The sequence below is a fragment of the Leifsonia shinshuensis genome, from assembly GCF_014217625.1.
Taxonomy (GTDB): Bacteria; Actinomycetota; Actinomycetes; order Actinomycetales; family Microbacteriaceae; genus Leifsonia; species Leifsonia shinshuensis_A.
Genome location: NZ_CP043641.1, coordinates 3,335,509 through 3,347,176, shown reverse-complemented (window position 1 = coordinate 3,347,176; position 11,668 = coordinate 3,335,509). Strand labels below are relative to the sequence as shown.

9 protein-coding genes are annotated in these 11,668 nt (G+C 71.0%); 4 read left to right on the top strand and 5 right to left on the bottom strand.

What is annotated here, in order from left to right:
- The first annotated feature begins 62 nt into the window (after positions 1–62).
- The 3 genes from F1C12_RS16305 to F1C12_RS16295 are packed head-to-tail and all read left to right on the top strand — an operon-like array spanning position 63 to position 4,828.
- Positions 63–1,073, top strand: coding sequence for a LacI family DNA-binding transcriptional regulator (locus tag F1C12_RS16305; protein WP_185275940.1), 1,011 nt, complete (start codon positions 63–65; stop codon positions 1,071–1,073).
- Between the two features lie 36 nt (positions 1,074–1,109).
- The gene (locus F1C12_RS16300; RefSeq protein WP_258045947.1) at positions 1,110–2,927 is read left to right on the top strand and encodes a glycoside hydrolase family 2 protein; all 1,818 of its coding nucleotides are present in this window, start codon (positions 1,110–1,112) and stop codon (positions 2,925–2,927) included.
- A gap of 38 nt (positions 2,928–2,965) precedes the next feature.
- On the top strand, positions 2,966–4,828 hold the full coding sequence (locus F1C12_RS16295; protein ID WP_185275939.1) for a family 43 glycosylhydrolase: 1,863 nt from the start codon (positions 2,966–2,968) through the stop codon (positions 4,826–4,828).
- Between the two features lie 7 nt (positions 4,829–4,835).
- Here the strand turns inward: F1C12_RS16295 and F1C12_RS16290 are convergent, their stop codons facing one another.
- A complete protein-coding gene (locus tag F1C12_RS16290) occupies positions 4,836–5,585 on the bottom strand; it encodes a GNAT family N-acetyltransferase (RefSeq protein WP_185275938.1) in 750 nt (249 codons plus the stop codon).
- A gap of 53 nt (positions 5,586–5,638) precedes the next feature.
- On the opposite strand from F1C12_RS16290, the gene F1C12_RS16285 reads away from it, so the two are divergent.
- Positions 5,639–5,962, top strand: a complete 324-nt coding sequence (locus tag F1C12_RS16285) for a hypothetical protein (protein WP_185275937.1) — start codon at positions 5,639–5,641, stop codon at positions 5,960–5,962.
- Between the two features lie 33 nt (positions 5,963–5,995).
- Here the strand turns inward: F1C12_RS16285 and galU are convergent, their stop codons facing one another.
- The 4 genes from galU to F1C12_RS16265 are packed head-to-tail and all read right to left on the bottom strand — an operon-like array spanning position 5,996 to position 11,429.
- Entirely contained in the window at positions 5,996–6,970 is a 975-nt protein-coding gene (gene galU, locus F1C12_RS16280; protein WP_219732628.1) for a UTP--glucose-1-phosphate uridylyltransferase GalU, read from the bottom strand.
- 34 nt (positions 6,971–7,004) lie between these two features.
- Positions 7,005–8,399 (bottom strand): UDP-glucose dehydrogenase family protein, encoded by a 1,395-nt coding sequence (locus F1C12_RS16275; RefSeq protein ID WP_185275936.1) that lies wholly within the window; start codon positions 8,397–8,399, stop codon positions 7,005–7,007.
- Positions 8,400–8,416: 17 nt separating this feature from the next.
- Complete coding sequence (locus F1C12_RS16270; RefSeq protein WP_258045946.1) at positions 8,417–9,910, bottom strand: glycoside hydrolase family 26 protein; 1,494 nt, start codon at positions 9,908–9,910, stop codon at positions 8,417–8,419.
- A complete protein-coding gene (locus tag F1C12_RS16265) occupies positions 9,903–11,429 on the bottom strand; it encodes a glycosyltransferase family 2 protein (protein ID WP_185275935.1) in 1,527 nt (508 codons plus the stop codon). Before F1C12_RS16265 ends, F1C12_RS16270 begins: the two co-directional genes overlap by 8 nt.
- Positions 11,430–11,668 lie beyond the last annotated feature (239 nt).

Sequence of the window (11,668 nt, the reverse complement as noted above, 5' to 3'; positions counted from 1 at the left end):
GGTAGCGGTTTTCCTGCGACGGTACACTCGTGCTCACCAGAGCCACGGAGACAGGAGCCGACATGGCCGTTCGCTTGCAGGACGTCGCGGAGTACGCGGGCGTCTCGATGAAGACCGTCTCCAACGTCGTGCGCGACTATCCGCACGTCAGCCCGAAGATGCGCGAGCGCGTCCAGAAGGCCATCGACGAGCTCGGTTACCGGCCGAACGTCATGGGCCGCCGCCTCGCGACCGGGCGCACCGGACTCCTCGCGCTGGCGTTCGCCGATGTGCGCATCCCCTACTTCGCCGAGCTCGCCCGGGTCATCGCCGACGCGGCGGAGGAGCGCGGCTACCGGGTGCTGCTGGAGCAGACCGAAGGCACGCTGGACGGCGAGCGCGCCGTCGTCTCGGCCAGTGAGTCAGGGCTGGTCGACGGGATGCTGTTCCAGCCGAACCTGATGAACTCGACCGAACTGGCGCAGAACCGCGCGGACATCCCGCTCGTGGTGCTGGGCGAGAACGCGGCGCCGCTCACCGTCGACCAGCTCATGGTGGACAACGTCGCGGCGGCCCGCACGGCGACGGCGCACGTGATCGCTCACGGCCGCCGCCGGATCGGCTTCGTCGGCCACGAGGCCGGGGGCCTGACCCGGACCTCCACGCTGCGCATCGCCGGCTACCAGCAGGCGCTCGAGGAGGCGGGGATCACCCCGGATCCCGGCCTGCTGATCTCGACGGCGGCGATCAGCGCGTCGAGCGCGGTCGCCGCCGTGGGCGACGCGCTCGACGCCGGACTGCAGTTCGACGGCCTGGTCTGCCGCGACGACCTCGCGGCGATCGGCGCCCTGCGCGCCCTGCACGAGCGGGGCGTCCGGGTGCCGCAGGACGTGGTGGTGACGGGCTGGGACGACATCCCGATGACGCAGGTCACCTACCCGTCGCTGACCTCCATCGCCCCGGACCTGAAGGCGCTGGCCTCCCGCGCGATGGACATGCTGCTGGAGCGCGTGGCCGGCTACGACGGCATGGGCCGGCACGAGCTCGTGCCCTACACGCTGGTGACGCGGGAGAGCGCTCCCGCGGTTTTCTGACTTTACAGCGCTGGATAGTTGCGCCATGCTTGGGGCGTGCTCGACTCCATCTCCACCCGTCACCGCTCGTCCGGCCCCGCCCTGCGCGCCAGCGACCAGGACGGCTGCCACCCGCGCCCGCAGCTCATCCGCCCCGCCTGGCTCGACCTCGGCGGCGCCTGGACCTTCGCCTTCGACGACGACGACCGCGGCCACGCCGAGCACTGGGAGCGCCGCGGCGAACTGCCCGAGCGCATCATGGTGCCGTACCCGTCGGAGTCGCCGGCGTCGGGGGTCGGCGACACCGGCTTCCACCCGGTCGTCTGGTACGCGCGCCGCATCGCGGTGGACGAGCTGCCCGAAGGCGAGCGGACCCTCCTGCACTTCGGCGCGGTCGACTACCGCTGCGAGGTCTGGATCGACGGCCGCCTCGCCGGACGCCACGAAGGCGGCCAGACCCCCTTCACGTTCGACATCACCGACCTGATCGAGGGCGACGAGCTGACCATCACGGTCCGTGCGGAGGACGACCCGTTCGACGTCTCCCAGCCGCGCGGCAAGCAGGACTGGCGCGAGCGCCCGCACTCCATCTGGTATCACCGGACGACCGGGATCTGGCAGCCGGTGTGGCTGGAGGGCGTCCCCGCCCTCCACGTGGCCCAGGTGCACTGGAGCAGCGACATCCACCGCGGCATCGTCACCGCCGACCTCCGCTTCGCCCAGCGTCTTCCCGAGGGGTCTCGCGTTCGGCTGGAGCTGGCGCACGGCGAGCAGTCGCTGGCGTCCGTCGAGGTCGTCGTCTCCGGCACGCGCGCCGAGCTGGTCGTCCCCGTCGCCCGGCAGCACAACGGCCAGGCCTACGAGGAGCTGCTGTGGTCGCCGCAGCGGCCGACGCTGATCGACGCCACCATCTCGGTGACGGCCGGAGGCGCGACGAGCGATGTCGTGCACTCCTACCTCGGCCTGCGCTCGATCGCGGTCGAGAACGGGCAGTACCTGCTCAACGACCGCCCGGTCTATCTGCGCTCCGTGCTCAACCAGGGCTACTGGCCGCAGTCGCACTCCGCCGCGCCCGACTCCGAAGGCCTGCGCCGGGAGGCCGAGCTCATCCTGGAGCTGGGCTTCAACGCCGCCCGGCTGCACCAGAAGTTCGAGGACCCGCGCTTCCTGTACTGGGCCGACCGGCTCGGCCTGCTGATCTGGGCGGAGGCGCCGGCGGCCTACGCGTTCGACGCCGACGCGGTCGAGCGCACGATGGCCGAGTGGATCGCGATCCTCGACCGCGACCGCTCGCACCCGTCGATCGTCACCTGGGTGCCGCTCAACGAGAGCTGGGGCGTGCAGCACCTCGCGCACGACCAGCGGATGGTCGCGTACGCCAAGGCGCTCGTGCACACCACCAAGACGCTCGACCCGACCCGGCCCGTGGTGTCCAACGACGGCTGGGAGCATGTGGAGTCGGACATCCTGAGCATCCACGACTACGACGCCGACCCGGACGCCGTGCGCGAGCGCTACCGCTCGCGCGAGCACATCCTGAGCGCGTCGCACACCTTCCCCGGCCGCCGGCTCGTCGTGGACGGCGCGCAGCGGCTGGACGTGCCCATCATGCTCACCGAGTTCGGCGGCATCTCGTACATCGAGCGGCCGAGCGACGACGCCTGGGGCTACTCGTCCGCCGCGACCGCCGACCAGTTCGCCGACCGGCTCGACGCCCTGTTCGACGCCGTGCGCGCGAGCCAGGGCCTCGCCGGCTTCTGCTACACCCAGCTCGCCGACACCGGGCAGGAGACCAACGGTCTCGTGTTCGAGGACAGGCGGCCGAAGGTCCCGCTCGCCCGCATCCGCCGGGCGGTGACCGGGCTGGAGGCCTGACCCACCGAAGCACCATCCAGCGAGACGAAGGAGTCTTCATGCGCACCACGACAGTCGCACTCGCGATCGCCGCCACCGTCGCACTGCTGCCGTTCGCCCCGGCGACGGCGGCGGAGCCGGGGGCGTCGCCGGGAGGCTCACCCGGCGTCTCGGCCTCCGGGCGTCCGACGACACCCGGGAGCTACCAGAACCCCATGACGCTGCGGCTGCCGTCGGGTGAGACCGCGGCCAGCTGTGCCGACCCGTCGGTCATCCACGGCGCCACCAACGGCGACACGAACTGGTACCTCTACTGCACGACCGACGCTCTCACCGCGACCGAGAAGAACGCGGACGGCTCGCTGGTGATGCACAACGTCCCGACCTACCGGTCCACCGACCTCACGCACTGGACCTACGCCGGGGACGCCTTCGCGCAGAAGCCGTCGTGGCTCGGCGCGAACGGCTCGATGTGGGCGCCGGACGTCGTGTTCCGCAACGGCCGCTACTACCTCTACTACGCGGCCTCCGACTCCGCGCTGCCCGGCGGCGGCTCGGCGGTCGGCGTCGCGACCAGCAGCAGCCCGACCGGGCCGTGGACGGACACCGGGACCCCGGTCGTCGCCCCGCAGGCGCACCCGTCCGATCCGAACGCGCGCCGCTGGGAGTTCGACCCGGAGGTCATCACGACCGGAGGCACGAGCTACGTCTACTTCGGCAGCTACTACGGCGGCGTCTTCGCCCGGAAGCTCAGCGCCGACGGACTGACCTCGATCCCCTCCACGGAGACGCCGATCGCGATCGACAACCGCTACGAGGGCACGAACATCGTGCAGCACGACGGCTGGTTCTACTTCCTCGGCTCGGCGACGAACTGCTGCGCAGGACCGCTCACCGGCTACAGCGTGTTCGCCGCGCGCTCGCGCAGCCCGCTCGGTCCGTTCGTCGACCGCGACGGCGTCCCGATCCTGGCCAACCGCGTCGGCGGCACTCCCGTGCTCGCGCAGAACGGCAACCGCTGGGTCGGCGCGGGGCACACCGCCGTGGTCACCGACTTCGGCGGCCAGGACTGGATGGTGTACCACGCGGTCGACAAGAACGACCCGTACTACGCGGGCGACGTCGGCTACACGAAGCGCCCGGTGCTGATCGACCCGCTCGACTGGCACGGCGACTGGCCGTCGGTGCGCGCCGGGGCGGGACCGTCCGACTCCGTCATGGCGGGTCCCGCGGCCCAGCCCGGCCAGCGCACCGCCTACAAGGCCGCCTTCACCCCCGACCCCCGTCCCGGCCGCCCCGACCTGTCGCGCTCGACCGAGTTCGACGGAACCGCGCTCGGCGCGAACTGGAGCTGGGTGCGCCAGCCGGACCCGTCCACGTACGCGGTGAAGGGCGGAGCGCTGACCTGGCAGACGCAGGCGGCCGACCTCCAGCCTCCTGCCACCCCGCTCGCGTCGGTGCTCACCGAGTCCGCGCCCTCCGGCGACTACGTCGTGGAGACGAAGGTCTCGGTGAACACGCCGAACGACGGCAGCGTCCACAACTATGTGCAGGGCGGCCTCATCGTCTACGGCGACGACGGCAACTACGTGCGGCTCACCTCGAACAGCATCTGGGACACGCGGCAGACCGAGTTCGGCAAGCACGTCTCGCCGGTCCCGGCGGGCTACCCGAGCTACGGGAACGGCGTCGTCGGGCCGGTCGCCGCCCAGACGTACCTGCGGATCGTCCACCGCGCGCAGCAGGGGACGGATGCCTACACCGCGTACACCAGCGTCGACGGCCGGACTTGGGACAAGGGCGACACCTGGACGGCCGACCTGGGGGCGCATCCCCGCATCGGACTGATCTCGCTGGGCGGCGCCGGATACACGAGCACGTTCGACTACGTGCACGTCAGCGCGCTGGCTGGTCAGCAGTAGGCGCGGCTCAGCCGGCGGGAGCCGTCCAGTACGCGTAGTGCGAAGCGGGACGGAAGCCGAGGCCGGAGTAGAGCGCGTGGGCGGCCGCGTTGTCCGCGAGCACCTGGAGCCACAGGTGCCGGACACCGCGGCCGCCCGCCGCTTCCGCGAGGGCGACGGCGAGCGCGCGGGCCAGGCCGCGGCGGCGGGCGGCCGGGAGGGTGGCGACGGCGTAGAGCCCGGCCCAGTCGCCGGCGAGGGCGAGGCGGGCGACGGCGGGCGGGGCCCCATCGTCGCCGTCGGCCGCCGCGTAGAGCGCGGGGCCGGCCTCCAGGATGCGGGCGACGATGGCCCGCTCGGCGTCGCCGCCGCGGCCGTCGACCGCCCACCAAGTGGCCAGCCAGCCCGGCTGCGGGGTGTCGGAGACGGCGATGTCGGCCACGGACGCCGCCGAAGCGACCTCCGCCCGGTCGGCCACCAGGATGTCGGTGCGCGAGTGCTCGCGGTAGCCGCGGCGGGCGAGCGCTTCGCCGAGGGCCGGCGGCGATGCCGGGCTCACCTGGAACGCCGCCGGCAGGCCGCGCTCTCGGTACCATCGCTCGGCCCGCTCGATCGCCGCCTCCACGTCGGGCACGACGCCCGCCGTCAGCACAGAGTTCGCGCGGTTCGTGACGCCGCCCGTGGCCCGCAGGGTCCAGCCTCCCAGCTCGTCGCGCTCCAGCGCCGGCCAGCCGCGATCGGCGAGACGGTCGAGGACGGCGGGCTCCGGCGGGCGCATCCGTCGACTGTATCCGCTGCCGCGGCCGGCCGCGAAGGCGTACCCTGCGTGCCATGACCGACACGAAGGCCGCGCCCGCAGCCGGCGCGGAGCCGTTTCCTGCGGCAGAGATCGCCGGACTCAAGGCCAAGACCGTTGCGCACGTCGTGCACTACCGCAGGAAGACCTACGTCACGATGCCGTCCGAGGGCTACGCCCTCCTGAAGCGCGTGCGGACCCTGCTGCGCGACGGCACCACCGACCTGGTGCCGCTGGTGCACCGCGACGGCTTCGTGTGGCTGGCGATCGGGCCGAACATCCCGATCGCGGTGGACGAGGTGGAGACCGACAGCGGCGAGAGCGAGAAGCACACGCTCAAGCGGCTCGGGCTGCGCTGACGCTGCCGGACTCCCGACTCCCGACTCCCGCGCTCAGGCGCCCGCGATCTGCAGGAGCTGTCGTGCCGCCGGCTCGATCGGGACGGGCAGCGCCGGGATCGACCCGGTGTCCGCCGGCCCGGCGTTCGCGGCGAAGTCGCGCAGCCAGGGCAGGAGGTCCGGCCCGAGGTCGTCGCGGGCGACGGCGAGCTGCACGATGGCCTTGAGGTAGTCGAGCCGGTCGCCGGTGTCGTAGCGTCGGCCGCGGAAGACGACGCCGTGCACGCCGCCGGTCCAGGCCGGGGCGGTGGCCAGCCCCTCCAGGGCGTCGGTGAGCTGGATCTCGCCGCCCTTGCCCGGGGCCGTCTTCTCGAGGATGTCGAAGATCTCCGGGCGCAGCACGTAGCGGCCGATCACGGCGTAGTTCGACGGCGCGTTCTCGCGGCTCGGCTTCTCGACCAGGCCCGTGATGCGCACGACGTCCTCGTGCTCGGTCGGGACGACGGCCGCGGCGCCGTAGAGGTGGATGGACTCGGGCGGCACCTCCATGAGCGCGACCACGGTGGTGTTGAGCGCGTGCTGCACCTGCAGCATCCGGGTCAGCAGCGGGTCGCGCTCGTCGATGATGTCGTCGCCGAGCAGCACCGCGAACGGCTCATGGCCGATGTGCATCTTCGCGCGCAGCACGGCGTGGCCGAGCCCCTTCGGGTCGCCCTGCCGCACGTAGTGGAGGTCGGCGAGCGACGTGGAGTAGTTGACCTTGTGCAGGCGGTCGGTGTCGCCCTTGCGGGCCAGGGTGTCCTCCAGCTCGGCGTTGCGGTCGAAGTGGTTCTCGAGCGCGTTCTTGTTGCGGCCGGTGACCATCAGGACGTCGTGGAGGCCGCTGGCGACCGCCTCCTCGACGACGTACTGGATGGCCGGCTTGTCGACCACCGGCAGCATCTCCTTCGGCATCGCCTTGGTCGCGGGGAGGAATCGGGTGCCGAGACCCGCGGCCGGGATCACGGCCTTGGTGACGTAGGTGCTCATGTCGTTGCTCTTCTCTCGAGTCGGGGTGCCGGGGTCAGTGGATGGGCAGGGCGTCGGGGACGAGGGCGGCGGATGCGGGCACGCGGCCCATGCCGAGGACGGTCCAGCCTGCGGCGTTCCAGGCCGTCGCATCCAGGCAGTTGCGGGCGTCGATCACGGTCGCGCCCGCGGTGAGCGCGCGCACGGCAGCGGGGTCGGCCCCGGTGAACTCGTCCCACTCGGTGAGGACGACGGTGAGGTCCGCTCCGGTCAGCGCGTCCTCCATCGACTCCGCGTAGCCGAGGGTCGGGAAGAGCCGCTGCGCCGTGCCGCGCGCCTGCGGGTCGTACACGACGACCTGCGCGCCGCGCAGGTGCAGGGCGGCGGCCACGTTGAGCGCGGGCGAGTCGCGGACGTCGTCGGTGTGCGGCTTGAACGCGGCGCCGAGCACGCCGATCCGCCGGTTGAGCACCGAGCCGCCGAGCGCCTGCAGGGCCAGGTCGATCACGCGCTGCCTGCGGCCCATATTGATCTCGTCCACCTGCTGGAGGAGTCCGACCGCGGCGTGCGCGCCCAGCTCGTTCGAGCGGTGCATGAGCGCGCGGATGTCCTTCGGAAGGCAGCCGCCGCCGAAGCCGAGCCCCGCGTTGAGGAACTGGCGCCCGATGCGGGAGTCGTGGCCGAGCGCGTCGGCCAGGAGCGCGACATCCGCGCCCGCGGCGTCGCACACCTCGGCGATGGCGTTGATGAAGGAGATCTTGGTGGCCAGGAAGGCGTTCGCGCTCACCTTCACCAGCTCAGCGGTCGGGAGGTCGGCGACCAGCACCGGCGTCCCGTCCGCGATCGGCTTCGCGTAGACACGGCGCAGGACGGCCTCCGACCGCTCAGAGGTGCCGCCGAACACGAGCCGGTCGGGCCGCAGCGTGTCGTCGACCGCCTTGCCCTCGCGCAGGAACTCGGGGTTCCAGACGAGCTCGGCGTCGACGCCGGCGGGCGCGGCCTCCGCCACGATCGCCCGCAGGCGCGCGCCGGTGCCGACCGGGACCGTCGACTTGCCGACGATCAGCGCGTCATGGGTGAGCGCCGCCGCGATCCCCCGCGTGGCGGCCTCCACATAGCTCAGGTTCGCGGCGAACGAGCCGGACTGCTGCGGGGTGCCGACGCAGATGAAGTGCACGTCGGAGGCGGCGACGGCCTCGGCGAGGTCCGTCGTGAAGCGCAGCCGCCCCGCGGCGACGTTCGAGCGGATCAGCTCGGGCAGGCCCGGCTCGAAGAAGGGCGCGCGTCCCTCGGTGAGCTCGGCGACCTTGTGCGGGTCGGTGTCGACCCCGACGACGTCGAAGCCGAGCTCGGCCATCGCGGCGGCGTGCGTCGCGCCGAGGTAGCCGGTGCCGATCACGCTGATGCGCGGGGCGGGGAGGTCCTTCTGGGGCTTCTTGCTGGTGGTCATGTCGATTCCTTCCGGAGTCACGGAGCCGGGGTGAGGGTGAAGTCGTCTTCCGGCCGGGTGAGGCCGGCGATGAACGCCGACAGCGTGTCCGAACGGGAGTCGATACGCCAGTCGTTGGTGGCGCGGACGCCCTCCACGTAGCTGGTCACGGCGAGGTTGAACCAGGAGAAGCCGATGATGTCGGAGTTCTCCGGTTTGGCGAGGGCAGTGAAGAAGGAGGTGATCCAGCCGGGCTTGTGGCCGTCGGTCTCCGACGCTCCGACCTCCGCGAGGATGATCGGCTTCTTCGTGATGCTGCGCAGCTTGTCGAGGCTCGGCTGGAACGTGTAGCCGAAGCTGAAGTCGTTGTCGGACTTGTACGGCGGGCGCAGGTAGCCCGACAGCCCCACCCAGTCGACGTAGTCGTCGCCGGGGTAGAGGTTCTCGAGGTAGCCGGCCGCCTTGTGCGTTGCGGGGAGGTTGTTGACGATGTTCGGCGCCCACACCCAGACGACCAGGTCGTTCGCGCCCTCCTGCTGGAAGATGTCGTGGACGTGCCGCCACATCTTCACGTAGTCGCCCGGACTGTTGCCGTTGATCGGGTTGCCCGCGCCGTCGTTCTCCGACCACGGGTACCAGATGCCGTTCATCTCGTGGTCGAGCCGGATCGCGAGCGGGAGGCCGCTCGCGACGACATCCTTCGCGTACTGGTGCAGGTAGGCGTCGAAGTCGCCTCCGATGATCTTCGGGAGCGAGTAGTCCGGCGCCGAGTTGGACGAGTTGTCCGCGCTGCTCGGACGCGACTCCCAGGTCATCATCGGCATGCGGCCCTGCTGCCAGGCGCGCTTGACGGCGTCGGCGCGGAACGTCTGGTCCCAGCCCTGGAAGTAGCCGACCAGGTTGGGCGAGACGCCAATCTTCGTGCTCGTGGCGTCGAAGGTGGCCCAGTTGAACGGCGCCTGGTCGGTGTACATGCCGAAGTAGCGGGTCGACGGGTCCAGGAGGTCGGCGCGGGCCGGAGCTGTGACCGGGGTGTCCGCGCTGCCGGACGAGCTCGACGCGGGCTTGCCGGAGGCCCCCGCACCGGTGGACGAGTGAGTGGACGAGTTACCGGACTTCGCCTGCGCGGCGGCGAGCTGCGCCTTGACGCTCGCGAGTTCGCTCTGCGCGGCCTGCGCCTTCTGCTGTGCGACGGCGAGCTGCTTGGCGGCGCCGGCCTGGGCTGCGACGGACTCGGCCTGCATCGCGGTCATCTTCCCCTTCTGGGAGGCGATGGTCTGCGTCGCGCGGTCGAGGTTGCGCTTGAGCTCCGCGTTCTGCGTGGCGAACGGCGTCACGGTCTCAGTGGCGTCGGCGACCGCCTCGCGCAGCGGAGCCCCAGTGGGCGAGACCCACACGTAGGCGGAGATGCCGATCAGGACCATGGCCAGCGCGAGGAAGGCGGCCAGGGTGGCCTGCGAGCGGGACTTGGACTGGGCCCACCAGCTGTGGGCTCGGCCGGCGACGCGGCCGGTGAAGGTCGGGCTAGACAAGGAACAGGGCCTCCAGGGTCAGGATCGCGATGCCGATCAGGTACGGGATGGCGGCGAGCGGGTTCAGCCGGCGCCGGGTGGTCTTCTTGGTGGTGGTCTTCTTGGTGGTGGTCTTCGCCTGCGCGCGGGTGGTGACGGCGGTCGTGGGGCGCGTGGCGATCGCGAGGGCGGTCGCGGAGGTCACCCCTCCGACGGCGTCGGGTAGGTCGACACGCTCGGCGGTGGTCGTCCCGAGCGCGGCGATCTCGTCGTCCGAGCTGATCTCCCCCGGCCCTCCGGCGTACGCCCCGGCCCTGGTGCCCCAGCCGCTGGCATGCGCCATCCGGAAGAAGCCGAGCAGCCGGATCGGCATGAGGAAGAACGTCGAGACGATGATGAAGATCGGCAGGCGGAAGAAGTCGCTCGGCTTCTCGGAGAGGTGCCGGATCTGCCGGATCGACATGCTGATCACGGACGACGCGACCATCAGCGCGACCACCGTAATGATGCCGCCCTGGATGCCGTAAGACTTCAGGAAGCCCTCGTAGAAGTTGTAGCCCTGGCCGGTGATCGACCGGTACACCCAGCCGCCCAGCACGCCGGCGAGGATGAACGGCAGCAGGATGTCCATCACGAAGAAGAACGCCAGGATCGGCGCGTGGCCGAGCATCCACGGCAGCATCCGCATCGTGTTGTACTGGCTGCCGCGCGCCCAGCGGAGCTGCTGCTTGAACAGCTTCTTCACCTTCAGCGGGGCGTCCGTGTAGCAGAGGCTGGTGTGCTGGTAGACGGTGCGGTAGCCCTCCTTCAGCGTCAGGTTGGTCAGCGTGCGGTCGTCGGAGACCTCCAGGAACACCCCGAGGAACTTCTCGGTCATGAACTTGTCCATGACCCGCATCAGGATCGAGCGGCGGAAGGCGATGGTCCGGCCGGGGAGGCAGCCGATCTGCCCGACGACGCTCTGCGCGGGCATCGAGTAGAGCGCGCGCGAGTTCTCCAGCCAGTCCGCCCAGCGGGTGATCCAGCTCCGCTCCGGCTCCAGGATGCGCTGCTTCGTGGTGACGCCGCCCACGCGCTGGTCGGCGAACGGCTTGACCAGCTCGCTCAGGGTGTCCTGGGTCCAGACGGTGTCGGAGTCGACCAGGACGGTGATCTCGCCGGTGGACATCCGCGTCCCGATCATCACCGCGTTGCGCTTGCCCGGGATGGGCGTGTGCACCCAGCGCACCAGCGGCGCGAACTCCTCGCACACCTCCGCCAGCTCGGGGTTGGGGGCGCCGTTGATGACGACGATGATCTCCCCCGGCCGCTGCTCGACCATGCGGCCGAGCACGTCGCGGAACAGGTCGAGCGGCTCGTCCACGACCGGGACGACGACGCTGGTCGTGCCGTGGAACTCGCCGGTGTACGGGCGGTAGCGGCGGGACATCAGGACCTTGACGATCCAGATGACCCAGATCAGGGCGGAGTAGATGGCGAACAGGTAGAACTCGGGGTGGCCGCCCAGCATGTGCCGGAGTTGCAGCAGGAAGATGAACACGAGACAGGCCTCTCGGGGTGCTGAAAGGGGATGGCATCCACGTCGGCGGGGATCTGGTCGGTTCGGGTGGTCCCAGTTGTACGGGGCGGGATCGACGCCCCGCAAGTGGGGGTGGAACGGTCTTGACGGCGCGCGGGCTGTCTGCATGCGGGGGACGTGTCCGCCGACTTGCCGACACGACGAGGCGGCCTGTGATCGAGGCATCGAAATGCTGATCAGAGGATCGATCGACGGATCGG

Excerpts from the sequence above, each read along its gene's own strand:
- F1C12_RS16305 (WP_185275940.1), top strand. The coding sequence starts at position 63 with ATGGCCGTTCGCTTGCAGGACGTCGCGGAGTACGCGGGCGTCTCGATG.
- F1C12_RS16295 (WP_185275939.1), top strand. The coding sequence starts at position 2,966 with ATGCGCACCACGACAGTCGCACTCGCGATCGCCGCCACCGTCGCACTG.
- F1C12_RS16290 (WP_185275938.1), bottom strand. The coding sequence starts at position 5,585 with ATGCGCCCGCCGGAGCCCGCCGTCCTCGACCGTCTCGCCGATCGCGGC.
- F1C12_RS16285 (WP_185275937.1), top strand. The coding sequence starts at position 5,639 with ATGACCGACACGAAGGCCGCGCCCGCAGCCGGCGCGGAGCCGTTTCCT.
- galU (WP_219732628.1), bottom strand. The coding sequence starts at position 6,970 with ATGAGCACCTACGTCACCAAGGCCGTGATCCCGGCCGCGGGTCTCGGC.
- F1C12_RS16275 (WP_185275936.1), bottom strand. The coding sequence starts at position 8,399 with ATGACCACCAGCAAGAAGCCCCAGAAGGACCTCCCCGCCCCGCGCATC.